Genomic DNA, 24367 nt, shown 5'->3' on the forward strand with positions numbered 1-24367 from the left:
CGTGCGGGAGCGCTTCGCGCCTCGCGGGATTGAGTCTAGATGCGCCACGGGCGAGACCGGCCGGAGCCGGTCCCGCCCGTAGCGGTGAAGCAACTGCTTGTGTCAGCCGCGCGGGATCTCGCGCAGCTCGAAGGCCTCGACGATGTCGCCTTCCTTGATGTCCTGGAAGTTCTTGAGCACGAGACCGCACTCGAAACCTTCCCGGACCTCCGACGCGTCGTCCTTCTCCCGCTTGAGCGAGGCGAGGTCGAGGTTGTCGGCGATGATCTTGCTGTCGCGGAGGATGCGCACCTTGGCGTTGCGGCGGATGAGGCCGTTGGTGACCATGCAGCCTGCGATGTTGCCGATCTTGGACGAGCGGAAGATCGCACGGATCTCCGCCTGACCAAGGGTGGCCTCTTCGTAGACCGGCTTGAGCATGCCCTTGAGGGCCGCCTCGATCTCCTCGATGGCCTGGTAGATGACGCTGTAGTAGCGGATCTCCACGCCTTCCTTGTCGGCCATCTGGCCCGCCTTGCCCTGGGGCCGGACGTTGAAGCCGATGATGATCGCGTCGGAGGCAGCAGCCAGGTCGACGTTGGTCTCGGTGATCGCACCGACACCGCGGTCGATGACCCGCAGGCTGACCTCGTCGCCGACGTCGATCTGCGCGAGGGCGTCCTCGAGAGCCTCGACGGAACCGGACACATCGCCCTTGAGGATGAGGTTGAGCTCCTGGCTCTCGCCCTTCTCCATGGAGGCCATGAAGTCCTCGAGGGTGCGACGGACGCGACGCTTGGCCTGCATGGCCGCACGCTCACGCGCTTCGCGCTTCTCGGCGATCTGACGAGCCATGCGGTCGTCGTCGACCACGATGAAGCTCGAGCCGGCGCCCGGGACTGCGGTGAGACCGAGGACCATGGCGGGGCGCGACGGGTCAGCGACCTCGATCGTGTCGCCGTGCTCGTCGAGCATCGCGCGGACACGGCCGTAGGCCGGGCCGGCGACGATCGAGTCGCCCACGCGCAGCGTGCCGCGCTGGACCAGCACCGTGGCAACCGGACCGCGACCGCGGTCGAGGTGGCCTTCGATGACCAGGCCCTGGGCGTCCTGCGACGGGTTGGCGCGCAGGTCGAGCGACGCGTCGGCGGTGAGCACGACGGCCTCGAGCAGCTTGTCCAGGTTGAGGCCGGACTTCGCGGAGACGTCGACGAACATCGCGTCGCCGCCGTACTCCTCGGGGACCAGGCCGTACTCGGTCAGCTGACCGCGGACCTTGACCGTGTCGGCCTCGGGCTTGTCGATCTTGTTGACCGCGACGACGATCGGGACGCCGGCGGCCTTGGCGTGGTTGAGCGCCTCGACCGTCTGCGGCATGACGCCGTCGTCCGCCGCGACCACGAGGATCGCGATGTCGGTCGCCTGGGCACCACGGGCACGCATCGAGGTGAAGGCCTCGTGACCCGGGGTGTCGATGAAGGTGATGCGACGCTCGTTGCCGTCGACCTCGGTCGTGACCTGGTAGGCACCGATGTGCTGCGTGATGCCGCCAGCCTCGCCAGCGACGACGTTGGCGTTGCGGAGCGCGTCGAGGAGCTTCGTCTTACCGTGGTCGACGTGACCCATGACAGTCACGACCGGCGGACGCACGACGAGATCGCTCTCGTCGCCCTCGTCCTCACCGAACTCGATGTCGAAGGACTCGAGCAGCTCGCGGTCCTCGTCCTCCGGGGACACGACCTGGACGATGTAGTTGAGCTCCTCGCCGAGCAGCTCCAGCGTCTCGTCGTTGACCGACTCGGTCGCCGTGACCATCTCGCCCAGGCCGAAGAGCATCTGCACCAGCGAAGCGGCGTCGACGTTGATCTTCTCGGCGAAGTCGGTCAGCGACGCGCCGCGGGCCAGGCGCACGGTCTCGCCGTCACCCTTGCGGACGCGCATGCCACCGATCGTCGGGGCCTGCATGTTGTCGAATTCCTGGCGCTTCGCCCGCTTGGACTTGCGACCACGACGCGACGGACCGCCTGCGCGGCCGAAGGCACCCTGGGTCTGGCCACGGCCACCCGGACCACCCGGACGGCCACCGGGGCCACCCGAACGCGGCGGGCCACTGGCGAAGCCGCCGGGAGCGCCACCGGGACGACCCGGAGCACCGGCACCTGCGCCACCCGGGCCACCACGGCCCGGAGCACCGCCGGGGCCACCGCGACCGGGAGCACCGCCCGGGCCACCACGGCCCGGAGCGCCGCCGGGGCCACCGCGACCGGGGCCGCCGGGACCGGCGGGACGGTTGTTGCCGAACGCCGAGGGGGACTTGGGCATCATCGCCGGGTTGGGGCGCGGCATGCCGGGACGCGGAGCGCCACCAGCAGCCGGCGGACGCGGCGGACGCTGGTCGCCACCGGCGGTCTGCGAAGGACCACGGTCGGCGGGACGCTCAGTGTCGGCACGCGGGGCCGGGGCGGGGCGACGGCCCATGCCCTGGCTCGGAGCGAAGGGGTTGTTGCCGGGACGCGGAGCACCGGGACGGGCACCCGGGCGTGCACCCGGGGTGGCCGACGGCGCGGACGCGGCAGGCTTCGGCGCAGCGGGACCCGGACGGGGACCCGAGGAAGCAGCCGGGGCCTCAGCGGCGGCGGGCGCCTCCGGAGCAGCCGGCGCAGCCGGGGCTGCCGGAGCGGCGGGCGCCTCGACAACGGGTGCGGCCGGGGCCTCGACCGGAGCGGCGGGGGCCTCGGGTGCCGGAGCGGCCTTCGGGCCGGGACGCGGACCCGGACGGTTGCCGCCCGGTGCCTTGGGCGCCGACGGAGCGGCCGCGGGGGCAGCGCTGTCGGAGGAAGGGGAAGCGGCGCCGGCGGCCTTGAGCTCATCGCCGAACTGCTTCTTGAAACGCATCGCGACGGGGGGTTCCACCGTCGAGGACGCAGACTTGACGAACTCGCCCATCTCCTTCAGCTTCTCGAGAACGAACTTGCTCTCGACGCCGAATTCCTTGGCGAGTTCATGGACGCGGGGCTTGGCCACGGGGTTGTTGACTCCTTCTGGCCCGGCCCCAGGTCAGGGGTGATCGGACCGTTAGCGGTTGTGCATGCTCATCGGAAAGAACTCATCGAGGGCTCATGAGCTGCTGCTCCAGTTCCAGTCGATTGATCACGGTCAGTTACTTCATTGCTGCTGTGCGAGCCAGTCCCCCACCGGCGCACTGTCCAGCCCCTGCCCGAGCTTGAGTGCTCGTGCGAAGGCTCGGCGGCGCACCGCGAGTTCGTAACAGGCGAGCGTGGGGTGCAGATGCGCTCCCCTGCCCGCTGCGGTCCGCGCGAGATCCGGGACGACGGCCGGTCGGCCTTCGCTGTCGGTGCCCGCGACGATCCTCATCAGCTCGCTGCGAGCGGCCCGCTCCTTGCATCCGATGCACGTCCGGACAGGCTGAACCGCCGTCTGTGCAGGGGAATTGAGTTTGCGAACCACCAAGGGATGACTCTACCCCCACGGCGCACACAGGGACGAACCGACGTACGCCGCAGCGCCCGCCCGGCGAGACCCGCTGATGTTGTGTGACTGACGTGCATCCATTGCACGCCAGTCACACCAGATCCACCCAGAACGACAGAAGGGCCCTGCCCGCAGTGGACAGGACCCTTCGGAAGCTCTGACTCAGGCCTCGACCGGGGCCTCGTCGGAGCGGATGTCGATGCGCCAGCCGGTCAGGCGCGCGGCGAGGCGGGCGTTCTGGCCCTCCTTGCCGATCGCCAGCGACAGCTGGAAGTCGGGGACGATCACGCGGGCCGAGCGGGCGGCCAGGTCGATGATCTCGACCGAGGAGACGCGCGCCGGCGACAGTGCGTGGGCGACCATCTCGGCCGGGTCCTCCGACCAGTCGACGATGTCGATCTTCTCGCCGTGCAGCTCGGACATGATGTTGCGGACGCGGCTGCCCATGGGGCCGATGCAGGCACCCTTGGCGTTGACGCCGGGGATCGTCGAGTGGACGGCGATCTTGGTGCGGTGGCCGGCCTCGCGGGCGATCGCCGCGATCTCGACGGTGCCGTCGGCGATCTCGGGGACCTCGAGCGCGAAGAGCTTCTTGACCAGGCTCGGGTGGGTGCGGGACAGGGTGATCTGCGGACCGCGCATGCCCTTGCGGACCGAGACGACGAGCGCCTTGATCCGGCTGCCGTGCTCGTACTTCTCGCCCGGGACGCGCTCGCCGAGCGGGATGATCGCCTCGAGCTTGCCGATGTCGACCATCACGTCGTCAGGGTTGCGGCCCTGCTGGATGACACCGGAGATGATGTCGCCCTCACGGCCGGCGAACTCACCGAAGGTGATGTCGTCCTGCGCGTCACGCAGGCGCTGCAGCATGATCTGCTTCGCGGTCGTCGCGGCGATGCGTCCGAAGTCGGCGGGAGTGTCGTCGAACTCCTCCGACGCGACGCCGTCCTCGTCGACCTCACGAACCAGGACGCTCACGTGCCCGCTCTTGCGGTCGAGAACGACGCGCGCGCGGGACTGGGCGCCCGGGGTCTTGTGGTACGCCGTGAGCAGGGCCTGCTCAATGGCGTCCGCGAGCACGTCGAAGGAGATTTCCTTCTCGCGCTCCAGCATCCTCAGGATGCTCAGGTCGATGTCCATCAGTCGTCATCCTCAGAAGCTCGGTTGAATTCGATCTGGACCTTGGCCTTGGCGATGTCGGCGTACGGAACCCGCTGCGCGACGATCTTCGGCTTCATGCCCTTCTTGGCTGCGTGGTTGACCAGCAGGTCCACGCCGTCCTCGTCCGAGTCGCCGATGCGGGCCGTGACGTCGTCGTCACCCTCGATGAGGGACACGACGACCAGCCGGCCGGCGTTGCGACGCCAGTGGCGCGGGAGGGTCAGCGGGCGGTCCACCCCGCGCGACGTGACCTCGAGCAGGTAGGGCTCGGCGCCCATGACGTTGGAGGACTCGAGGAACGAGTCGATCTCCGTCGTGGCGGCCGAGATCTCGTCCATGGTCACTCCGGTCTCGGAGTCCAGGGCGATGCGCAGCACGCGGCGCTTGCCGGCTGCAGAGAGCTCGACGGCCTCAAGATCGAGGCCGAGCGTGGCAAGGGGGTCGACGAGTCCCGCTTCGATCCGGGCCCGAGTTGCGTCATGTTTGGCGCTAGTCACGGTGCGACCTCCTTGTGCTGTTGTCGGTGCAACCTTAGCGGGTGCGGCGGCGGCTAATGTTCACGCCGTGCCCCAGAGCGACCCACATCACCCCACCCGACTGACCCGTCGCGCGACACTCGGCTCGGCCGCCGCCCTCACCGGCGTCCTCTCGGCCTCCCTGGCCGGCTGCGAGTGGGGTCCTCCGGACCAGGTCGACGCACCCGAGGCCAAGAAGGATGCCGACGACAAGCTGGCGCAGGCCGCTGCCGAGCGCATCGGGGCGATGGTCCGCCTGATCGAGGCCGTGCCGCCATCCTTCACCCAGCTCGCGCAGCCACTGGTGCCGCTGCTCGCACTCCACCAGGCACACCTCGCCGCCGTGGACCCGACGGACGTCGCCGGATCGATGCCGATCGCGACGGTGGCTCCTGCATCGCCGGCCGACGCGCTGGCACAGGTCCGCGAGCACGAGCTCGCGCTCCAGCGGGCACTGACGGCTGACGCCAGCGCAGCCACGAGCGGCCAGCTCGCACGCACCCTCGCATCGATGGCGGCCGCCGTCGCGCAGCAGCTGGCTGTGCTCCCCACCTCGATCGCCTCGCCCAAGGGAGCACAGCGATGACGACGACACCCGTCGCGACCAGCGATCTCGAGGCGCTGCAGGAGGTGCTCGCCGGAGAGCACGGCGCCATCTGGGTCCTCGGCGTGATCGGCGGGCAGGTCGCCCCGAAGACCCCGGACGCACCGAAGACCCAGGCGGCGCTCCACGACGAGGTCGTGACCGCTTACCGGACGCACCGCAGCCGTCGCGACCAGCTGGTCGCCCGGATCACCACACTCGGTGCAGCGCCGGTCGCCGCGGACGCGTCGTACTCGCTCGGCGCGGTGGACACCCCGCCGCTGGCGATGGCGGCAGCGCTCAAGGTCGAGCAGCGGGCCTGCGCGGTGTACGCCGACGCGGTCTCCCGCACGAGCGGAACGGATCGCGGCTGGGCGGTGAATGCCCTCATCGACGCCGCCGTCCGTCAGCTGCGGTTCCGGGGGAGCCCCGAGACCTTCCCCGGAACCGACCAGCTGACGGACCTCTGACATCCCGCCGTCGCGGGTGCCTGAGAAGAATCCTGCAACATCCGGAAGGGTTTCCGGGCACGTTCAGAGTTGCAGAAACCTGCAATGCAGAAACCTGCAGTTTCTGGCCGGGCTCAGGCGCGGACGATCTCCGCAATCCGGACAGCGGCGTCAGCGACCGCTACGTCCTGCCGCTCCCCCGTGCGCCGGTCCTTCACCTCGACGACGCCGTCAGCAAGACCACGGCCGACGGTGACGATCGTGGGTACGCCGATCAGCTCGGCGTCCTTGAACTTCACACCGGGGCTGATCTTGCCGGCGCGGTCGTCGTAGATCACGGTGACGCCGGCGGCCGCCAGATCGGCGGAGAGCTTCTCGGCGGCCTCGAAGAGCGCGGCGTCCTTGCCGGCCGCGACGACGTGCACGTCCGCCGGTGCGATCTCACGCGGCCAGCACAGGCCGAGCTCGTCATGGTTGCCCTCGGCGATGACCGGGACAGCACGCGAGACCCCGATGCCGTAGGAGCCCATCGTGACGGTCACGAGCTTGCCGTTCTCGTCGAGCACCTTGAGGTCCAGCGCCTCGGCGTACTTGCGGCCGAGCTGGAAGATGTGTCCCATCTCGATGCCCCGCGCAGCGGAGACGAACCCTTCCTGGCACTGCGGGCAGGTGTCGCCGTCGCGGACCTCGGCGGCCTCGATGGTGCCGTCGGGCGTGAAGTCGCGGCCGGCGACCATGTCGATGACGTGCTGGCCGTCGACGTTCGCGCCGGTGACCCAGCGGGTGCCCTCGACCACGCGCGGGTCGACGAGGAAGCGGATGCCGGTGGCGGCCTGCTCGCCGAGCACCGCGGGGCCGATGTAGCCCTTGACCAGGTCGGGAAAGCTCTTCAGCTCGGCCTCGTTCATCGGCTCGACCTCGATCGGCTCGAGCTGACCCTCGAGGCGCTTCTGGTCGACCTCGCGGTCGCCGGGCAGGCCGATGGCCAGCGGCTCGCGGGTGCCGTCGGGGTGCTTGAGCATGACGAGCACGTTCTTGAGGGTGTCGCCCGCGGTCCAGGCCCGGTCCTCGCGCGGGAATGCCTTGTTGAGATGCGCGACCAGGGAGTCGATCGTGGGCGTGTTGGGCGTCTCCTCCGCGTGGGCGGCCGGCGCGTCGTCGTACGGCTGCGAAGCGGGGGCGGGCACCGTGACGGCCTCGACGTTGGCCGCGTAGTCGCAGTTCGTGCACTGCACGAACGTGTCCTCGCCGACGTCGAGCTTCGCGAGGAACTCCTCTGACTTCGAGCCGCCCATCGCGCCGGCGGTCGCCTTGACGATGACGTAGTCGAAGCCGAGGCGGTCGAACGTCTTGATGTACGCCGCGCGGTGCGCCTGGTAGGACGCCTCGAGGCCGGCGTCGGTCGTGTCGAACGAGTAGCTGTCCTTCATCACGAACTCGCGACCGCGCATGAGCCCGGCGCGCGGACGCGCCTCGTCGCGGTACTTCGTCTGGATCTGGTAGAGCCAGACCGGCAGGTCCTTGTAGGACGAGTAGAGGTCCTTCACCGTGAGGGTGAACATCTCCTCGTGCGTGGGACCGAGCAGGTAGTCGGCACCCTTGCGGTCCTTCACCCGGAAGATGCCGTCGCCGTACTCCTCCCAGCGGTTGGTCGCCTCGTAGGGCTCCTTGGGCAGCAGCGCCGGGAACTGCAGCTCCTGCGCGCCCATCGCGTCCATCTCCTCGCGGACGATGCGCTCCACGTTGCGGTAGACCCGCAGGCCCAACGGCAGCCAGGTGTAGATGCCCGGAGCGGCGCGGCGGATGTAACCGGCGCGGACCAGCAGGCGGTGGCTCGGGACCTCTGCGTCGTTCGGGTCGTCGCGGAGCGTACGGACGAAGAGCTGGGACATGCGCATCACGCGAGCAGACATGCGCGCAAGGCTACTTGTGACGGCGGGTCCCCAGCCAAGTGCATGGTCAAGTGGCTGTCGGCGCCGGACCCGTGGCCCTAGTCTCCGGATCATGCGCATCCCAGTACGCCGCCGCGAGGCGTTCCTTCCACCCGAGCCGGCCGACCTCCCTGCCGAGGACGCGAGGGCCCGTGCCGAGCGGGACCACGACCCGGTCTATCGGCTGCAGCGGATGGAACGCCGGCTGGTGCGGAGCGCACTGGCCAATCCGAACGTGCTCGCGACCGACGACCTGCGGCGGCTGCGCTACCTGATCAGCTTCGCGCGACTGACCGTCTTCGAGCCCGGTGCTGCCGGCGGCGGACAGCGCGGCCGGGGTGACGTCGATGTCACCGACGAGCTGGCTCCGTGGCGCCTGAAGGTCATCGACGCCTTCGGCCGGTCACTTCGCGACGAGGCCGATCCCGTTGCCCGCCTGCGTCTGGCACGCGGCGTACTCCGGGGACTGGAGGCCGAGCAGACCGAGCAGCGCCTGGCCCTGATCGACCGGCACCGCAACGACTTCTCCCCCGCCGAGCTGGATGCAGAGGTCGGCCTGCGCAGCCTCGTGCTGGTCCTCGGTGGCGGCGGCGGAGCGGGGTTCGTCTACGTCGGAGCGCTCAAGCAGCTCGTGGAGACCGGCCGGATCCCGGACTACATGATGGGTGGCTCGATGGGCGCCATCCTCGGCGGCATCTTCGCGCGCGAGCTGCCGGTCCCGATCGAGCAGTACATCGAGTTCGCCCACAGCCTGTCCTACCGGGGAATCCTCGGGCCCGAGCCACGGACTCGGCGTCACGGGCTGACCAGCCTCTTCGCGCTCCGGTACGACGCGTTCGCGGCCGACCTGTTCCGGCGTCCCGACGGTGAGCAGATGCGGATGGAGGACCTTGCGATCCCGTTCGACTGCGTCGTTTCGGGCGTGCACCAGGACCTGTTCTCCCGACTGCCCGCACGCTTCCGCCGGCAGGAGCTGGCCAACGTGCAAGGTCGCGCACTCCCCCTGCGTCCGATCAGCATCGGTCCCGTCACCAGCAGCCGGCTGTGGCAGATCGCCTCGTTCATCGACTCGCGGGTCGTGAAGCCGCTCGTGATCGGGGCCGACGAGCTGACCCGGCAGTTCGACGTGGTCGACGCCCAGTCGTTCTCGGCGGCGATCCCGGGGATCCTCCACCACGAGGTGAAGAGCGAACGCATGACCGGGCTCGTGGACCAGTGGATGGAGCAGAAGAAGGTCGCTGCCCTCATCGACGGTGTCGCCGCCGCCAACGTGCCGGTCGAGCTGGCCTGGCGCCGTCTGCGCGAGGGACGCATCGGCACCCGCAACGGCGTGGTCATCGCCCTCGACTCGATGCACCCGCGGTGGGACCCGAAGCATCTGTGGATGACCCCCGTCACCCAGGCCGTCGCCGTCCAGATGATCGGCAACGCGCCGTACGCCGACCACCTCGAGCGCATGGACCCGACCCTGAGCCCCGTGACGCTGGCTCCGAACCGGGCCGGCATGGACCGTGCGATCGGCTGGGGCGAGGACTCGATGCGAGCGCTCCAGCCACTGCTCGACGCGTTCACCCAGCCCGTGTGGTGGGACGGCGACCGGCCGTCGTACGACGAGCACCCGGAGAAGCCGCGGCGTACGTCGCTCGCGCCGTCGATGTCCTCGGTGCTCGAGGCCTACGGGAGGCAGCGCGAGTGGTGGCAGCGGACCCGGGGCCGCTACTTCACCTGAGTCAGGAGCGGGCGGCCTTGAGGGCTGCCTGGATCATCGGGATCTGCAGCGGCAGCCGGCTGTAGGCGATCGCCTGGAAGGTCGGGCTGCCCATGCGGCGGGCGTCGTCGGCCATCTTCAGGTTGCCCGGGAACACACCGACCAGGAGCGCGGCACTGGCGAGTCCTGCGATGCGACGGGTGGGCGGCAGAAGCATCCCGAGCGCGCACACGATCTCGGCCACGCCGGAGGCGACGATCACGTCATGGTGACGGGGGACGAAGTCCGGCATCAGCGGCTCGTAGATGTTGGGCTTGACGAGGTGAAGCGTGCCGGAGGCGACGAACGCGCCGGCGAGGAGCTTGCTGCTCAGGGGAAGCGGGGCCATGTCAGCAGGCTAGGACATCGCCGATCAAAACATAATGGTGGAGAACCGCGCGGTCTCGCGGAATCCGACCTTGGCGTATGCCGCTCGAGCGGGTTGGTTCCACTCGTTGACGTAGAGCGACACGGTGGGAGCGATGCTCGCCTGCACCAGGTTGACGACCGCCGCCATGCCGGCCGCCCCGATGCCCCGGCCCCTGGCATGAGGTGCCACGTAGACGCCTTGAACCTGGGCGGCGGTCGGCGTCACGCTCGCAACCTCGGCCTTGAAGAGCAGGTGACCGTCATCGTCGAACCGCGCGAAGGACCAGCCTCGGCTGACCAGCTGGTTGACGCGCGCACGGTAGAGCGGCCCGGCTCCCCCGGTCTCGGGCGAGACGCCGACCTCCTCGGTGTACATCGCCACACAGGCCGGGTAGAGCGCGTCCATGTCGAAGACCTGCGTCGGACGCACGTGAGGATCGGCTGCGATCAGGGGTGGACCGCTGATCTCGAGGTGCGGCTGGCGCCACCGCTCCTCGCGTGGTGGCTCGAAGTCGTCCTGCAACAGCGCCCAGAGCCCGTCGACGGCCTCGTGGGGACCGACCAGCGTCGCCCAGGCAGGCGACCGGCCTCGCAGGGCAGCCGCGAACTCGGCGAGGTCCACCGGGCCGGCCTGGACGGGCACCAGGTTGGCTCCGACGTGCAGGGCAGCGACCAGCTCGCCGTCGACGAAACGGCCGAGCACCTCACCGCCGAGCCAGCGCCGGTCGAGCTGCGTCGAACGGGCGCGGTACTCGACGAAGACGTTGACCACCGGATCCTTGGCGGTGAGCGCGACAAAGGACGGCACGTCGGCCGGCCCGAGGACGCGCACGCCACTGGAGGTCAAGAGCACACCCCGACTCTAACCGCAGCGCCCGACAAAGCGTCAGAGCGACTTGACGATGACTTCCCGCCGCTCGGCGTACTCCGAGGCGGTGATCAGGCCCTGCTTGCGGAGCTCTTCGAGATCGCGGAGCCGGTCAGCGGCCGAGGGGCCCGCGGACCTGTCTGATCCCTGGCGCACCTGCGAGGCGACGTACGTCGCCTCGAGGCCGTTGTCGGTGAGGAGGCTCATCGCGGTGGCGTCGCCCGGGTCCATGCCGGACTGCTCGGCCAGGCGTCGGGCCGTCGAGACCTTCCAGATGGTGCCGGCGATCGCTGCCAGGATCGCGAGGACGAAGAAGACGCCGAAGAATGCCGGGATGCCTTCACCGGGGCCACCCACCATCGGGTCACCGGCGAGCAGGTCTGCATGCTCAGTGCACGTGAAGGCGCCCTCGGAGCTCTCCATCCACTCGATGCAGCCATCGGGGATGCCCGGCAAGGTGTCGTCCGCACCGGGAGACGGCTCCTCGGCGAGGGCAACACCCTCGCCAGCGAGGGTCACGAGACCGAGACCTCAGCGGAAGCGCCTTCGACAGGCTCCATGCTCTCCGCAAGCTTCATGGCCTCCTCGATCAGCGTCTCGACGATCATCGACTCGGGCACGGTCTTGATGACCTCGCCCTTCACGAAGATCTGGCCCTTGCCGTTGCCGGAAGCAACGCCGATGTCGGCCTCGCGGGCCTCACCCGGACCGTTGACGACGCAGCCCATGACGGCGACGCGCAGCGGGACCTCCATGCCCTCGAGCCCGGCGGTCACCTGCTCGGCGAGCTTGTAGACGTCGACCTGCGCACGGCCACAGCTCGGGCAGGAGACGATCTCGAGCTTGCGCGGGCGGAGGTTCAGCGACTGCAGGATCTGGATGCCCACCTTGACCTCTTCGACCGGCGGGGCCGAGAGGGAGACGCGGATGGTGTCGCCGATGCCCTTGCTCAGCAGTGCACCGAACGCAGTGGCCGACTTGATCGTGCCCTGGAACGCGGGGCCGGCCTCGGTCACACCGAGGTGCAACGGCCAGTCGCCGGCCTCGGCCAGCAGCTCGTAGGCACGCACCATGACGACCGGGTCGTTGTGCTTGACGGAGATCTTGAAGTCGCGGAAGCCGTGCTCCTCGAAGAGGCCCGCCTCCCACACAGCGGACTCGACGAGCGCCTCGGGGGTCGCCTTGCCGTACTTCTCGAGAAGGCGCTTGTCGAGCGATCCGGCGTTGACGCCGATGCGGATGCTCGTGCCCCGGTCCTGGGCCGCGCGCGCGATCTCCTTGACCTGGTCGTCGAAGGCCCGGATGTTGCCGGGGTTCACGCGAACGGCGGCACAACCGGCGTCGATCGCGGCGAAGACGTACTTCGGCTGGAAGTGGATGTCCGCGATCACCGGGATCTGGGAGTGCTGCGCGATCTGGGCCAGCGCCTCCGCGTCGTCCTGGCTCGGGCACGCCACACGCACGATGTCGCAGCCGGCGGCCGTCAGCTCGGCGATCTGCTGCAACGTCGCGTTGACGTCAGAGGTGAGCGTGGTCGTCATCGACTGCACCGAGACCGGCGAGTCACTGCCCACGCCGACCTTGCCGACCTGGATCTGGCGGGTCGTGCGGCGCGGTGCGAGCACCGGCGGTGGAGCAGCAGGCATGCCCAGGCTGATCGACGTCATGCAAAACAGTCTAGGAGGCCGGGACCCAGCCGGCTCACCCACTGCTCAACGGTCTCGGCAGCGAGCGGCGAGCCCGACTGGATCAGTAGTCGGGTGAGTCCGTCGACCAGGGCAATCAGAGCGATCGTCGGCGGCGTGAATTGTCCGGATCCCAGTCGGCGAAATCCCAGTCGGTGAACTGGCTCATCGACCACGAGAATGCGCTGGCGCGACCGGGATCGTTGAGCCACTGAGCCTGCAGCGCGATGCGTTCGATCACGGCCGTCCGGCCGCGCTCAGCCGTAGAGACGGACCGGGATCACGATGTCCGCCACGATCAGCACCACACCCATCACCAGGAAGGCCCCAGCCATCACGTAGGCGACGGGCAGCAGCCGGGCCACGTCGACGTGGCCGGGGTCGGGCAGCCGACGCACGCGCGCCCAGCCGCGGCGTACGCCTTCCCACAGGGCACCCGCGATGTGGCCACCGTCGAGCGGCAGCAGCGGGACGAAGTTGAACATGCCTATGAAGAAGTTGAAGCCAGCGATCAGCATCAGCAGCGAGACCAGCTTGTCCTGCAGCGGGTCCGGCTGGGAGGCCACTTCACCGGCGATCCGGCCGCCGCCCACGATGCTGACCGGGCCGTTGGGGTCGCGCTCCTCGAGCCCGACAACGGCCAGCCCGACGTGCCACACCTTGACCGGCAGCGTTGCGATCGCCTGGGCGGTCTCGCCGACCATGCCACCCATCTGGCCGAGGGTGTAGAGCGGGCCGCCCTCCCGGGCGTGGATCTCCGGCACGACGCCGAGGAAGCCGACCGGCTCGAGCGTGCCGGGGTGCTCGGGGTCGAGCGGGCGAGGAGTGACCTGGGTGGTCACGGCGAGGTCGAGCAGCTTGCCGTCACGGAGCACGCCGAGTTGTGCCGTGCGAGCACCGTTGTCACGGATGAAGGACTGGACCTGCTCCCACGAGGTGATCTCTTCTCCGTTGAAGCTGACGAAGCGGTCGCCCGGCTTGATGCCGGCCGCGTGCGCGGGGCTCGGGTTCTCGAGAACCTCCTCGTCGGTGCAGGCGCGGCTGTCCTCCGAAGCGGGCACGATGCAGCCCGAAACCACGTGCACGACCGGCTCGGAGACACCGTCGCGCGCGTTGCCCACGGTCGCGAAGACACCCCAGAAGAGCAGGAAGGCGATGACGAGGTTCACCGTCGGGCCGCCGGCCATGACGATGGCCTTCTTCCACCACGGCAGCTTGTAGAAGAGCCGGTCCGCATCCTCGGGGCCCACGAGCTCCCACTCGGCCGCGCGGGCGTCGGAGATGAGCTGGGTGAACATGCCGGTGTTGGACTTCCGCACACGGAAGACCTGGTTGCCCTCGGCGTCGACCTCGACGTCCTCGACGAGCTGCTCCGCGCCCGGGGGAAGCATGCCGATGATCTTGACGTAGCCACCGAGCGGGAACGCCTTCAGGCCGTACTCGGTCTCGCCGACCTGCTTGCTCCACACGGTCGGCCCGAAGCCGATGAAGTACTGGGTGACCTTCCCGCCGAACTTCTTCGCGGGAATCATGTGGCCCAGCTCGTGCAGCGCAATCGACGCCAGGATGGCGATCGCGAAGATCGCGACGCCGAGTGCGTAGTAGAGCGAGGCCATCACGAACCTTCGATCAGTGTGCGGGCAGCGGAGCGCGCCCAAGCGTCGGCGGCGAGCACGTCGTCGAGTTCAAGCGTCTGCTTCGAGGGTACGTCGTGTTGCGCGAGCGCGCTGGCGACGGTCGGCACGATGTCCACGAACGGCAGCCGTCCGGAGAGAAAGGCGTCCACGCAGACCTCGTTCGCGGCGTTGTAGACCGCGGGCGCCGTGCTCCCGCGCAACCCCGCCTCGCGGGCCAGCGCGACCGCCGGGAAGGCCTCGTCATCGAGCGGGAAGAACTGCCACGTCTCGGGCCTCGTCCAGTCCACGCCAGGCGCGGCCTCGGGGACCCGGTCGGGCCAGTCGAGACCGAGCGCGATCGGGATCATCATGGTCGGCGGGCTGGCCTGGAGGATCGTGGAGCCGTCGATGAACTCCACCATGGAGTGCACGACGCTCGTGGGGTGGACGACCACGTCGATCCGCTCGAAGGGCAGGCCGAAGAGCAGGTGCGCCTCGATCACCTCGAGGCCCTTGTTGACCAGGGTGGCCGAGTTGACGGTGATCACCGGGCCCATGGCCCAGGTCGGGTGGTTGAGCGCCTGCTCCCGGGTCACGCCGGCGAGTTGCTCGCGGGTCCAGCCACGGAACGGTCCGCCGGACGCAGTGAGCACGAGGCGGCGTACCTCATCGGGGCTGCCGCCCCGCAGGCACTGGGCGACCGCGGAGTGCTCGGAGTCGACGGGGACGATCTGGCCGGGCCGCGCGCGCTCGAGCACGAGCGGGCCGCCGATGATCAGCGACTCCTTGTTGGCCAGCGCGAGGGTGTTGCCCGCGTCCAGCGCAGCGAGAGTGGGGCGGAGGCCGACCGCGCCGGTGATGCCATTGAGCACCACGTCGCACTCGAGCCCTGCTGCGGTGACCGAGGCGTCCTCCCCCAGCCCGGCATAGCGCGGTGCGAACTCCTCCACCTGCTCCCGGAAGAGCTCAGCGTTGGAGCCGCCCGCGGTCAGTCCGACGACCCGGAACCGCTCGGGGTTCGCCCGGACCAGGTCGAGGGCCTGCGTGCCGATGGAACCGGTCGAGCCCAGGATGACGACGTCGCGCACGTCCGCGGTGCCCATCAGAAACCGTTCTCCTCGGTGTGCGCCGGCCGCTGCGTGTCGTAGAGCCAGTGCTGGAAGAAGCCGTCGAGGTCCTCGCCGCTGATCTCCTCGGCGAGTGCGGTGAAGTCCGCGATCGCGGCGTTGCCGTTGCGGTGGCGGGTGACCCAGGTGCGGAGCACCGCGTTGAAGTCCGTCTCGCCGATGCGGTGGCGGAGCGCCTGAACGGCCATCGCGCCGCGCTGGTAGACCTCGTCGCCGAACAGGCTCTTCGTGCCCGGGTCGCCGATCTTGACCTGCCAGAAGTCACTGCCGTTGGCGTAGGTCTCCCACTGGAACTCGAGCCAGTCCTGCAGGGCCGCCGGCTGGTCCGCCTCGCGGCGGTTGTCCCACCACGTCTCCATGTAGGTCGCGAGCCCCTCGTTGAGCCAGATGTCCTTCCAGCTCTCGAGAGTGACGGAGTTGCCGAACCACTGGTGCGCCAGCTCATGCGCGACGAGCCAGTCGGCGTCGCTTCCGAGGTAGGGATAGACCGGCCGGGTCTGGTTCTCCAGAGCGAAGCCGGTGCGGTGCGACGTGACGACGCCCCCGGTGACGGGGAACGGGTAGGTGCCGAGTCGGTCCTCCAGCCAGCCCTGGACGACCGACGTGCGTCGCATCAGGGCGAGGGCACTGCGCTGCTGGGCATCACCGAGCTGCTGCGAGACCGCGATCAGGTACGGCGTGCCGTGAGCGGTCCTGCCTCGCTCGACGATGAACCGGCCGGCCGCGAAGAAGGCCAGGTAGGTGGTCATGGGCTGTGCCATGCGCCAGCGGTACGTCGTCCAGTTCGGCGTGCGCGTCGTCGAGACCAGCGAGCCGTTGGAGATCGCCTGGTTGCCGCGGCGTACGCGGACGGCGATGTCGAAGGTCGCCTTGTCGCGCGGGTGGTCGTTGGCGGCGAACCACCACGGGGCGATGTGTGGCTCGTTGATCGCGACGACCTCGCGCTCGTTGCCGAACCAGCTGCGCTCCCCCTCCCAGCTGATCGAGCCCGGCGTGCCCTGGTGGCCGACGACGACGGTGAAGGTCTTGCCCGCAGGGATCGGGCTCTTCGGCCGGATCCGGACCTCGTGCCGGTTGGGCCGGGAGTACGACGCAGCGGCGCCGTTGACGGTGACGCCCGTGACCGTGAGCAGCAGGTCGACGGAGAAGCTGGCGAGGTCCTGGGTGGCGCGCGCGGTGATCTTCGTGGTGCCGGACAGCGTCCCGGCACGCAGGCGCATCGTGTCGTTGATCGCGTAGTGGGTGACGTCGTAGCCGCCGTTGCCGTCGGCCGGGAAGTACCTGTCGCCGATGCCGGCCGCGCCGTTGACCGGGGAGGGGGTCTCCTGCGCCGAGGCGTCCTCGCCGGCGGTGGTGCACGCTGCGAGCAGGGTCACGAAGGCTGCCGCTGCTGCGGTTGCGACGCGGCTCCTCATGCGCGGCCGATCGTGATGGGTCCGACTGTGGTGGAGCCACCCGCACAGAGCCCGGCGATGAGCCGCCCGGCCCAGTCGGTGCGATCGAGGACCTCGAGCTGGCTGACGGATGCGCCGTCGACCAGGAGTGCTGCCGTGCCAGGGGCGAGGTCGACGCAGCCTGCGGGGTCCTGACGGCCGACCTTGACCGCAGGCTCGATCTGCCCCGGCTCGATGGTCAGCTTCGGCTCGATGCCGCCTGCAGGACCCTCCGCCTCGCCGATGATCAGGACAGCGCCGATCCGGAGGAGGGCCAGCAGGAGCAGCACCCGCTCGGGCTCCTCGTCGAGCGACTCCGCGACGTACGTGCCCTCGGCGACGCCGAGTCCCTGCAGCACTCCCGCGAGCGCCGCGACCTGCTCGAGCAGGGTGACCCGCTCGAGGTCGCCGCGCACGACGTGAACGTCGAGGGCGTTGTAGCAGAGGTTGAGCGTGCCGGGCGTCTCCGGACCGGGACGACGGAACCAGGTCAGCTCCACGAATCTCCTTGCAGGAAGCACGATGCATATCTCGGGGTCGATCACGGGCAGCGTAGTGGGTCCACGCACAGCGGCCCGTGGGGATCATCGGACTTCGGGCGCTTAGTGTTGCCGCCCGTGGAGCTGTATGACGCGATCAATCGCCGCCGGGACACCCGGGCCGAGTTCACCGGGGCACCGATCCCGGACGATGTCCTGACCCGGGTGCTGTCCGCAGCTCACGCGGCCCCGAGCGTGGGGATGTCCCAGCCCTGGGACTTCGTGCTCGTGCGGTCCCGCTCGACGCGCGAGGCCTTTCACTCGCACGTGGCGTCGGAGCGCGACGTGTTCGCCGCATCGCTCTCGGGCGAGCGTGCCGAGACGTTCAACCGGATCAAGATCGAGGGGATCCTCGAGTCCACGCTCGGCATCGTCGTCGGCTACGACCCGACCCGCGGCGGGCCGGCCGTGCTGGGACGGCACGCGATCGCGGACGCGGGCCTCTACTCCGCGGTCCTCGCGATCCAGAACCTGTGGCTCGCGGCCACCGCCGAAGGCCTCGGCGTCGGATGGGTGAGCTTCTACCGCGAGGAGTTCCTGTCCTCGTTGGTCGGCCTTCCGGAGCAGGTCCGCCCGATCGCCTGGCTCTGCGTCGGCCCGGTGGCCGACCTGCCGGATGTCCCTGACCTCGAGCGGTTCGGCTGGCGCCACCGCTCTCCGCTGGAGACCGTCGTCCACGAGGAGCGCTACTCCCCGCGCTGACCCCCGCGCTGACCCCCGCGCTGACCCCCGCGCTGACCCCCGCGCTGACCCCCGCCGAGAGGTCAAACTTGGCCTGGCGAACGGCCACGTCTGGCGCGCCGAGAGGTCAGATCTGGTCAGCGGGATAGAACCGCCGTCCACAACTCCGCGCTAGGTTCGGGGCCGTGAAGAAGACCCGCGGCGGTGTCGTCGAAGTGCGAGACCTGGCCGACTTCGACCGTCGCACGGCGATGGGCGTCAGCTCGCTGACCGGCTGGGTGCTGACCGGTGTGGATCTTTGCGACCGCACCGAAACCCTGGCCGGGTGCCGGGTCGCCGGAGCGCTCTTCCTCGGCTGCACCTTCGCGCCGGGTGTCGAGGACACCCTCGAGGCCCGCGGGGCGCTCGCCTTCCCGACCGTCCCCGGAGCCCCGGTCGACACGTGGCGGACCACGCTCTACTCCCCCGACGAGCTCTACGGCACCGCGGCCTATCCGACCTCGCTCGATGCCCGGGCTTACGCCTGGTCCCGCGAACGCGGACGGGAGGCGACGCTGGCCCGCGCGCTCCACGACCACGCGATCGACACCGCGTTGGCAACGTGGACGAGCGGCCGATCGCTCGTCGGCGTCATGGGCGGCCACGCGGCAGAACGCGGCTCGAACGAGTACACCGCGGCAGCGCGGCTCGGCCGTGCCATCTCGCGGACGCACACCGTCGCGACGGGCGGCGGACCGGGCGCGATGGAGGCGGCCAACCTCGGCGGATGGCTCGCAGGCCAGCCCGACGAGGCGCTCGACGAGGCGCTGGCCGTGCTGGGCGGCGTACCTTCCTTCCGGCCCGACATCGGCGCGTGGGCCGCAGCGGCCTTCGATGTCCGGAAACGCTGGCCCGAGGGGGCTGCGTCCCTCGGCATCCCGACTTGGCACTACGGCCACGAGCCGCCGAACGCGTTCGCGACGGCCATCGCCAAGTACTTCGGCAACCCTGTCCGCGAGGCGATCCTGCTGCAGGTCTGCGACGCCGGCATCGTCTTCCTGCCGGGCGCCGGAGGTACCGTGCAGGAGATCTTCCAGGACGCCTGCGAGAACTACTACGCCGACGAGTCGTCCGTCGCGCCGATGGTGCTGGTCGGGGTCGACTACTGGACGCGGGTCTTCCCGGCCTGGCCTCTGCTCCACTCACTCGCGAAGGGTCGACCGATGGAGCCGCACGTGCACCTGGTCGAGACTGTCGACGAAGCTACTGGCCTGCTCAGCCAAAGTTGACCTCTCACCGCACCAGACCTGACCTCTCGGCACACCAAGAGTGACCTTTCGGCGGTCACCACTGGATCTGGGCCGAGGGCTCGTTCTGGGGGTCCACCTTCGGGTCCTTGGTGCGCTGCGCCTCGTCGTTGCGCTTCCTCAGCTCCTCGAGCTTCTGCTCCTCGGTGAGGTCCTGGTCCGGCCGGGACGCCGGGTCCTCGGCATCGAGGTCGTGGATCTTCTTCTCGATCCGCTCCTCGATCTCGGTGCTGCAGCCTCCACCTCCGAGGGCGGTGCGGGCATCGCGCAGCGCGATCTGGGCAGCCGCCCGGGACTCCTCCTCGGCGGCCTTGGCAGCCGTCGCCTCGTGCGACAGCGCGAGGTCGATCCGGACGTCGCACTCGTGCTCGTCCGGTGCGTCGGGCAGGGCCGCCTGGAAGAGCCTGGCGGCGCCGCGGAAGTCCCCTTCCCGGTACGCCGCGGTGCCGGCGTCGAAGCGCGCCACCCACGGCTGGAGCACCCCGAGGTCCCTGGCCTCCTCGAAGCCGCCGCGCGCGTCGGCGTACTGCTTGTCGTCGTACGCCGAGCGGGCGGAGTTGTTGCCCTGCACGAGCAGCCACAGGTGGCCCGCGACCAGCAGGGCAACGATGGAGGGGAGGATGCCGCGGAGCAGCAGCTGACGGCGTGCCGCATCCATCTGGCCGGTGACCTGGCCGATCATCCCGCCACCTCCTTCGCCGCACGCCACGCGAGCACGTCGAGCCTCAGCTCGACGATCGCCAGCGCGGCAAGGATGAGGGCGAGGATCCAGTAGACCTCGCGCTTGTCGTCCTGCGGAGCCGGCTCCGTGTCGCCGCCACGCGCGAGTCCCTGGGCCCACTCGGTGAGGTCACCGGATCCGCCGCGATAGGCGTACTCGACACCGAGCTCCTTCGCGATCGTGCGGAGGTTCTGCTCGTCGGCACGACTGACGGCGTCCTCGCCGGTCTTGTGATCGCGCACGAAGGTCCACGGCGGCTCGCCACCGGTGGGCATGCGGCCACCGCCGAGCGTGCCGTAGCCGAGCACCGCACCCTGGTCGATGTACTTCGCCAGCCCTGCGTAGGAGGCCTGCTTCGCGCCCGCCAGCGTGTTCTCACCGTCGCTGATGAAGATCACGACCCGGCGGCGGTCGGGGTGCTGCTTCGCGACACCGGCGAGAACCGTCTGCATGAGGGGCAGCGGCCGGTCGAGCACGGTGCCGGTGCCGGCGAGCATCGGCTCGCGGGCGATCCCGGCCACAGCGCGGGAGACTGCGCCGGGGTCGGAGGTGAAGGGCAGGTCCACGCGGGCGTCATGGCCGAAGCCGATCAGCGCGAACTGGGAGTCGGGCAGCGCCTTGGTGACCTGGACGAGGTCCTCGCGCACTCCCTCGAGGCGGGAGCGCACACCGGCGTGGTCCAGGGCGGACATGCTGAGCGTCTGGTCGACCACGAGCAGCACCTCGAGGTCTGATCCCAACGGGACCTTCGCGGCCTCACCCGACGGCAGGCCGGGGCGCACGGCGATCAGGACGGCAAGCACGGCCATCGCGATGCGGATGTTCCAGTTGGGCTTCATCGGAACAGCCCCCGCAGTCCGGCCACCAGCAGCCCGGCGACACCGAAGAGGGTGAGCAGGGTCGGCACCAGCGGCCCGTCCCGGCGGGTCGGGGTCGGCGGCGGATCGAGGCGGGACTGCTCGAGATCCCAGGCCTGCGCGAGCGCGTCACGACCGGTCACGAGCCGGCCGCCGGTCAGCTCGGCCGCGGTCTGCAGGTCAGCGCGGGCCGCGGCGGTCGCGCCCGCGGGGATCGAGTAGACGGTGACGTCGTGCTCCTCGGCGTACTCCGCGGCTTCGACGAGCGTGTGCAGCGAGCCGTTGCCCGTGCCGTCGGCACTCAGGAGTACGACGGCACGGCCGCGCTCGCGGGCCGGCTTGTCGAATCCCTGGGAACACGAGATCAGGCCGTCACCGGTCGCGCCGCTGGTCGCACCGCCGGCAGGAAGGTTGCCCAGGGCGGTCTGGGTGTCGTGCAGGACGCTCACCGCCCCCGTGTGGTCGTCGGTCAGGGGTAGGAGATCGGCCGCCGTCGCCTGGAAGCCCTGCAACCCGATCCGTGCGTCTCCCAGGTGCGGCACCAGCGCGCGAGCCTGGGCGAGCAGGTCGATGTCCGCAGCGCGCTGGGGCGCGGTCAGGTCGAGGCAGAGCACGAGGTCACCGGGCCGGGCGACCTTGTCGACGATCTCGGTGGTCTGAGGACGCGCGGCGAGCCAGACCGTGCCGAGCAGCACGAGCCCGACGGCGCCGATCTGGAAGGTCGCCCAGGCCAGCTGCTGGCGAGCCAGCTCGCGGAAGCGCGGCAGCGTCCGGAGCCGCTCGGCGTAGGCGACCGGGAGCCCGGTCGGCGGCGGCTCGGTGGGACGGACCCGCCCCAGCAACCAGTACGCCGCGGGGAGCAGCGCGATCAGCAGCAGGGCGAGCAGGGGCCATCTCAGGTCCATGTGCGCACCAGCTCCCGGGCACCCCGCACGCTGCGCTCGAAGTCCTCGGCGAGCGCGTCGTCAGGCGCGAACTCGGGGGTGTACATCGCCTCGATCGCGTCTGCGACGCGCGAGTCTGTCGCCTCGCGCAGCTCGCCCGCCGTCATCGAGCGGGCCGGCAGGCCGGTCACGTCGCCGACGAAGCCGCGCAGGGCGACGCTGAGCTGCTGGAAGGCGATGCGGACCGGCATCCGTCCGAGGCGGACCGCGTTGTCGATGCGGTCGATGTCCGCCAGCCGCTTGGCCTTCGCGGTGTCCACGGGATTCTTGAACGGGCGGTGGTCGGAGTCCTCCTCGACCGGCTCCCGATGGGTGAGGGCCCAGACGTAGTACGCGATCACGCACGCGACCAGCGCGATCGGCAGCCAGGTCAGGGGTCCGGAGTAGCCGACCGGACCCACGAACTCATCGGCGGCGCGCATGGCGGTGGTGCTCCAGGAGATCGAAGACGCCCTTGATCGCGGCGGCGTGGTCGGACACGTGGGTGTGGACGATGCCGAGCTGCTCGAGGCGTCGCTTGAGCGTGGTGGCATCAGCGACCAGCAGGTCGGCGTACTGCTGGCGGAGCTCGTCGTCGTCGGCCACCCACTCGGGCAGCAGCTGGCCGGAGTCGACGTCGCGCAGGTCGTCGAGCGCGAACTCCTCCGATGTGGGGTCGACACCACCCACGGTCACGAAGAGCACCTCGTGCTGCACCGCGAGGCGGCGGAGGCTCGATGCGGTCACGTCGTCGATCGCGAAGTCGTCGCAGATGATCACCAGCACGGTCCGTCGACGGATCGTGCGCACCACGTAGTCGATGAGCTCGCGCACGTCCGAGGCGCCCGCGTCGACCGACGTGGCGTCGTGGATCGCCTCCAGGTTGCGCTCGAGCGGGAGCTCCCCACGCTTCGGCGGGTTCTGGTGCTGCTCGTCGGCGTCGCCCCATGCGACAGCGACCAGGTCGCCGTGGCGCACCGCGAGCCAGCCGATGACACCAGCCACGGTGATCGCGAGGTCGCGCTTGGGCACGTCGCGCTCGTGCATCGCCGCCATGCTCCGGCCGGTCGAGACGACGAGCTGGATCGTGTGCTGCCGCAGCGCCGCGTAGCGCTTGACCAGCAGGGTGCGCGAGCGCGCCGACGCCTTCCAGTCGATGTCCTTCACGTCGTCGCCGCGCACGTATTCACGGAGGTCGTTGAAGTCCATCGAGCGCCCCGCGTGCAGCGCGGCGTACTCCCCCTCGAGGAGGCCACGCACCTTGCGGTGCGCGTGGATGGTGAGGCGGGCCTTGACCCGGGTCAGGTGGACGGTCATCGCGCGTCAGAGGGCGATCAAGGGGACGGGACGGTCTTGACCACGGAGTCGATGACGTCCTCGACGCGCACCCGCTCGGCGAGCGCCTCGAAGGAGAGGTGCACGCGGTGACGGAGTACGCCGTGGCGCAGGGCACGCACGTCCTCGGGGATCACGTGGTTGCGGCCGTTGAGCAGGGCGAGGGCCCGGGCAGCCTGGAAGAACGCGACCGTTGCTCGCGGGCTGGCGCCCATGTCGACGTACGCGCGAAGCTCCTGCGGGAGTGCGTTGTCGCGGGTCGCCGCGACCAGCGAGGCGACGTAGCGCTTCACCGCCGGGTCGACGTAGACGCGGTGCGTCAGCGAGTGGAGGTAGCTCACGTGGTCGTGGCCGACGACGGCCTTCGCGTGCGTGTCGCGGCCGAGGGTGCCGTTCTCGATGCGGTCGAGGACCAGCACCTCCTGGTCGATCGACGGGTAGTCGATGACCTCCTTCAGCAGGAACCGGTCCATCTGCGCGCGCGGGAGGACGTAGGTGCCCTCCTCCTCGATCGGGTTCTGCGTGGCCAGCACCATGAACGGCACCGGCAGGCGGTGGACGACGCCGGCGATCGAGGTCTGCGACTCCTGCATCGCCTCGAGCATCGCGGACTGGGTCTTCGCGCTGGCACGGTTGATCTCGTCGAGGAGCACGAAGTTGGCGTGCACCGGACCGAGCTGGGTCTCGAAGGTGTGGTTGCGCGGGTCGTAGACCTGGGTGCCGATGATGTCGCTGGGCAGCAGGTCGGGCGTGCACTGGATCCGCGAGAACTCCGCGTTGACGCTGGTCGCGAGCGTGCTCGCCGCGAGCGTCTTGGCCAGGCCGGGCACGCTCTCGAGCAGGATGTGGCCCTCTGCGAGAAGCGCCACGAGCAGCGCCGTGCGGAGCCGCTCCTGGCCGACCACCCGGGCGGAGAAGGATGCCTCGATCGCGGCGAGGATCTCCCCTGCCTGCGTCAGCTCGTCGGGCGTGATGGCAGGTGCAGCAGTGGAGTGGGCACCGACTTCAGCGGACACGGCGTGCGGGTTTCCTTCCGGCGCGGCTCGGCTGGTCCGCTGACCCCTGTGGAT

General features: G+C 69.9%; 25 protein-coding genes. 5 read left to right on the forward strand and 20 right to left on the reverse strand.

Translation table 11 applies throughout. The annotated features are described in order from the left end of the window. Positions 1 to 102: 102 nt before the first annotated feature. The 4 genes from infB to rimP form a co-directional block, all read right to left on the reverse strand. On the reverse strand, positions 103 to 3003 hold the full coding sequence (gene infB / locus D4739_RS00645; protein ID WP_120058743.1) for a translation initiation factor IF-2: 2901 nt from the start codon (positions 3001 to 3003) through the stop codon (positions 103 to 105). A gap of 141 nt (positions 3004 to 3144) precedes the next feature. Next, positions 3145 to 3447: a YlxR family protein gene (locus tag D4739_RS00650; RefSeq protein WP_274380504.1), complete on the reverse strand. Its 303-nt coding sequence runs from the start codon at positions 3445 to 3447 to the stop codon at positions 3145 to 3147. Positions 3448 to 3633: 186 nt separating this feature from the next. Next, positions 3634 to 4611 carry a transcription termination factor NusA gene (gene nusA, locus D4739_RS00655; protein ID WP_120058747.1) on the reverse strand — a complete coding sequence of 326 codons (978 nt, stop codon included), beginning with the start codon at positions 4609 to 4611 and terminating at the stop codon, positions 3634 to 3636. Further along, positions 4611 to 5129: a ribosome maturation factor RimP gene (gene rimP, locus D4739_RS00660; RefSeq protein WP_120058749.1), complete on the reverse strand. Its 519-nt coding sequence runs from the start codon at positions 5127 to 5129 to the stop codon at positions 4611 to 4613. Before rimP ends, nusA begins: the two co-directional genes overlap by 1 nt. A gap of 67 nt (positions 5130 to 5196) precedes the next feature. Here rimP and D4739_RS00665 point away from each other — a divergent pair, with 67 nt between their 5' ends. Together D4739_RS00665 and D4739_RS00670 are read left to right on the forward strand one after the other, a co-directional pair. Continuing rightward, on the forward strand, positions 5197 to 5733 hold the full coding sequence (locus tag D4739_RS00665; protein ID WP_120058752.1) for a hypothetical protein: 537 nt from the start codon (positions 5197 to 5199) through the stop codon (positions 5731 to 5733). Then, positions 5730 to 6200, forward strand: a complete 471-nt coding sequence (locus tag D4739_RS00670) for a ferritin-like domain-containing protein (RefSeq protein ID WP_120058755.1) — start codon at positions 5730 to 5732, stop codon at positions 6198 to 6200. The genes D4739_RS00665 and D4739_RS00670 overlap by 4 nt, the downstream gene beginning before the upstream one ends. A gap of 113 nt (positions 6201 to 6313) precedes the next feature. On the opposite strand, the gene D4739_RS00675 is transcribed toward D4739_RS00670, so the two are convergent. Further along, positions 6314 to 8092 carry a proline--tRNA ligase gene (locus D4739_RS00675; RefSeq protein WP_238473456.1) on the reverse strand — a complete coding sequence of 593 codons (1779 nt, stop codon included), beginning with the start codon at positions 8090 to 8092 and terminating at the stop codon, positions 6314 to 6316. A gap of 91 nt (positions 8093 to 8183) precedes the next feature. On the opposite strand from D4739_RS00675, the gene D4739_RS00680 reads away from it, so the two are divergent. After that, on the forward strand, positions 8184 to 9839 hold the full coding sequence (locus tag D4739_RS00680) for a patatin-like phospholipase family protein (protein WP_182920244.1): 1656 nt from the start codon (positions 8184 to 8186) through the stop codon (positions 9837 to 9839). 1 nt (position 9840) lies between these two features. On the opposite strand, the gene D4739_RS00685 is transcribed toward D4739_RS00680, so the two are convergent. The 9 genes from D4739_RS00685 to D4739_RS16725 all read right to left on the reverse strand — a co-directional run bounded on the left by D4739_RS00685 (position 9841) and on the right by D4739_RS16725 (position 17455). Continuing rightward, positions 9841 to 10206: a DoxX family protein gene (locus D4739_RS00685; RefSeq protein WP_120058759.1), complete on the reverse strand. Its 366-nt coding sequence runs from the start codon at positions 10204 to 10206 to the stop codon at positions 9841 to 9843. Positions 10207 to 10230: 24 nt separating this feature from the next. Continuing rightward, complete coding sequence (locus D4739_RS00690; RefSeq protein ID WP_120058761.1) at positions 10231 to 11079, reverse strand: GNAT family N-acetyltransferase; 849 nt, start codon at positions 11077 to 11079, stop codon at positions 10231 to 10233. Between the two features lie 33 nt (positions 11080 to 11112). Continuing rightward, on the reverse strand, positions 11113 to 11613 hold the full coding sequence (locus D4739_RS00695) for an SHOCT domain-containing protein (RefSeq protein WP_120058763.1): 501 nt from the start codon (positions 11611 to 11613) through the stop codon (positions 11113 to 11115). Then, positions 11610 to 12761: a flavodoxin-dependent (E)-4-hydroxy-3-methylbut-2-enyl-diphosphate synthase gene (ispG, locus tag D4739_RS00700; protein ID WP_120058765.1), complete on the reverse strand. Its 1152-nt coding sequence runs from the start codon at positions 12759 to 12761 to the stop codon at positions 11610 to 11612. The genes D4739_RS00695 and ispG overlap by 4 nt, the downstream gene beginning before the upstream one ends. 115 nt (positions 12762 to 12876) lie before the next feature. Continuing rightward, positions 12877 to 13020 (reverse strand): hypothetical protein, encoded by a 144-nt coding sequence (locus tag D4739_RS16720; protein WP_182920245.1) that lies wholly within the window; start codon positions 13018 to 13020, stop codon positions 12877 to 12879. 16 nt (positions 13021 to 13036) lie between these two features. Next, positions 13037 to 14395, reverse strand: a complete 1359-nt coding sequence (locus D4739_RS00705; RefSeq protein WP_120058767.1) for a M50 family metallopeptidase — start codon at positions 14393 to 14395, stop codon at positions 13037 to 13039. Next, positions 14395 to 15498 (reverse strand): 1-deoxy-D-xylulose-5-phosphate reductoisomerase, encoded by a 1104-nt coding sequence (locus tag D4739_RS00710; RefSeq protein WP_120058769.1) that lies wholly within the window; start codon positions 15496 to 15498, stop codon positions 14395 to 14397. The genes D4739_RS00705 and D4739_RS00710 overlap by 1 nt, the downstream gene beginning before the upstream one ends. Continuing rightward, positions 15498 to 16937 carry a M1 family metallopeptidase gene (locus tag D4739_RS00715; protein ID WP_182920246.1) on the reverse strand — a complete coding sequence of 480 codons (1440 nt, stop codon included), beginning with the start codon at positions 16935 to 16937 and terminating at the stop codon, positions 15498 to 15500. Before D4739_RS00715 ends, D4739_RS00710 begins: the two co-directional genes overlap by 1 nt. Further along, a complete protein-coding gene (locus D4739_RS16725) occupies positions 16934 to 17455 on the reverse strand; it encodes a hypothetical protein (protein ID WP_182920247.1) in 522 nt (173 codons plus the stop codon). The genes D4739_RS00715 and D4739_RS16725 overlap by 4 nt, the downstream gene beginning before the upstream one ends. A gap of 117 nt (positions 17456 to 17572) precedes the next feature. On the opposite strand from D4739_RS16725, the gene bluB reads away from it, so the two are divergent. Next, a complete protein-coding gene (gene bluB / locus D4739_RS00720) occupies positions 17573 to 18196 on the forward strand; it encodes a 5,6-dimethylbenzimidazole synthase (protein ID WP_120058775.1) in 624 nt (207 codons plus the stop codon). A 164-nt stretch (positions 18197 to 18360) separates the two neighbouring features. After that, positions 18361 to 19443 (forward strand): LOG family protein, encoded by a 1083-nt coding sequence (locus D4739_RS00725; RefSeq protein ID WP_220699198.1) that lies wholly within the window; start codon positions 18361 to 18363, stop codon positions 19441 to 19443. Positions 19444 to 19498: 55 nt separating this feature from the next. On the opposite strand, the gene D4739_RS00730 is transcribed toward D4739_RS00725, so the two are convergent. From D4739_RS00730 to D4739_RS00755, 6 genes are read right to left on the reverse strand one after another with little or no spacing between them, the layout of a single operon-like run. After that, positions 19499 to 20143, reverse strand: a complete 645-nt coding sequence (locus D4739_RS00730; protein ID WP_120058777.1) for a tetratricopeptide repeat protein — start codon at positions 20141 to 20143, stop codon at positions 19499 to 19501. Further along, the gene (locus tag D4739_RS00735; protein WP_120058779.1) at positions 20140 to 21021 is read right to left on the reverse strand and encodes a vWA domain-containing protein; all 882 of its coding nucleotides are present in this window, start codon (positions 21019 to 21021) and stop codon (positions 20140 to 20142) included. Before D4739_RS00735 ends, D4739_RS00730 begins: the two co-directional genes overlap by 4 nt. After that, positions 21018 to 21944 (reverse strand): vWA domain-containing protein, encoded by a 927-nt coding sequence (locus tag D4739_RS00740; protein ID WP_120058781.1) that lies wholly within the window; start codon positions 21942 to 21944, stop codon positions 21018 to 21020. The genes D4739_RS00735 and D4739_RS00740 overlap by 4 nt, the downstream gene beginning before the upstream one ends. Further along, positions 21935 to 22405: a hypothetical protein gene (locus tag D4739_RS00745; protein WP_120058783.1), complete on the reverse strand. Its 471-nt coding sequence runs from the start codon at positions 22403 to 22405 to the stop codon at positions 21935 to 21937. Before D4739_RS00745 ends, D4739_RS00740 begins: the two co-directional genes overlap by 10 nt. Beyond that, positions 22389 to 23279, reverse strand: coding sequence for a DUF58 domain-containing protein (locus D4739_RS00750; RefSeq protein ID WP_120058786.1), 891 nt, complete (start codon positions 23277 to 23279; stop codon positions 22389 to 22391). The genes D4739_RS00745 and D4739_RS00750 overlap by 17 nt, the downstream gene beginning before the upstream one ends. A 17-nt stretch (positions 23280 to 23296) precedes the next feature. After that, complete coding sequence (locus D4739_RS00755; protein ID WP_420799012.1) at positions 23297 to 24313, reverse strand: AAA family ATPase; 1017 nt, start codon at positions 24311 to 24313, stop codon at positions 23297 to 23299. Between the last annotated feature and the right edge of the window lie 54 nt (positions 24314 to 24367).

The organism is Nocardioides cavernaquae, from assembly GCF_003600895.1.
In the GTDB taxonomy this organism is placed as follows: Bacteria; Actinomycetota; Actinomycetes; order Propionibacteriales; family Nocardioidaceae; genus Nocardioides; species Nocardioides cavernaquae.

What these genes read in the sequence shown, in the direction of transcription:
- D4739_RS00675 (WP_238473456.1), bottom strand. Translation starts at nt 8,092, where the DNA reads ATGTCTGCTCGCGTGATGCGCATGTCCCAGCTCTTCGTCCGTACGCTC.
- D4739_RS00685 (WP_120058759.1), bottom strand. Translation starts at nt 10,206, where the DNA reads ATGGCCCCGCTTCCCCTGAGCAGCAAGCTCCTCGCCGGCGCGTTCGTC.
- D4739_RS00745 (WP_120058783.1), bottom strand. Translation starts at nt 22,405, where the DNA reads ATGCGCGCCGCCGATGAGTTCGTGGGTCCGGTCGGCTACTCCGGACCC.
- D4739_RS00740 (WP_120058781.1), bottom strand. Translation starts at nt 21,944, where the DNA reads ATGGACCTGAGATGGCCCCTGCTCGCCCTGCTGCTGATCGCGCTGCTC.
- D4739_RS00735 (WP_120058779.1), bottom strand. Translation starts at nt 21,021, where the DNA reads ATGAAGCCCAACTGGAACATCCGCATCGCGATGGCCGTGCTTGCCGTC.
- D4739_RS00730 (WP_120058777.1), bottom strand. Translation starts at nt 20,143, where the DNA reads ATGATCGGCCAGGTCACCGGCCAGATGGATGCGGCACGCCGTCAGCTG.
- D4739_RS00710 (WP_120058769.1), bottom strand. Translation starts at nt 15,498, where the DNA reads ATGGGCACCGCGGACGTGCGCGACGTCGTCATCCTGGGCTCGACCGGT.
- nusA (WP_120058747.1), bottom strand. Translation starts at nt 4,611, where the DNA reads ATGGACATCGACCTGAGCATCCTGAGGATGCTGGAGCGCGAGAAGGAA.
- ispG (WP_120058765.1), bottom strand. Translation starts at nt 12,761, where the DNA reads ATGACGTCGATCAGCCTGGGCATGCCTGCTGCTCCACCGCCGGTGCTC.
- D4739_RS00670 (WP_120058755.1), top strand. Translation starts at nt 5,730, where the DNA reads ATGACGACGACACCCGTCGCGACCAGCGATCTCGAGGCGCTGCAGGAG.
- D4739_RS00750 (WP_120058786.1), bottom strand. Translation starts at nt 23,279, where the DNA reads ATGACCGTCCACCTGACCCGGGTCAAGGCCCGCCTCACCATCCACGCG.
- D4739_RS00715 (WP_182920246.1), bottom strand. Translation starts at nt 16,937, where the DNA reads ATGAGGAGCCGCGTCGCAACCGCAGCAGCGGCAGCCTTCGTGACCCTG.
- D4739_RS00680 (WP_182920244.1), top strand. Translation starts at nt 8,184, where the DNA reads ATGCGCATCCCAGTACGCCGCCGCGAGGCGTTCCTTCCACCCGAGCCG.
- D4739_RS00705 (WP_120058767.1), bottom strand. Translation starts at nt 14,395, where the DNA reads ATGGCCTCGCTCTACTACGCACTCGGCGTCGCGATCTTCGCGATCGCC.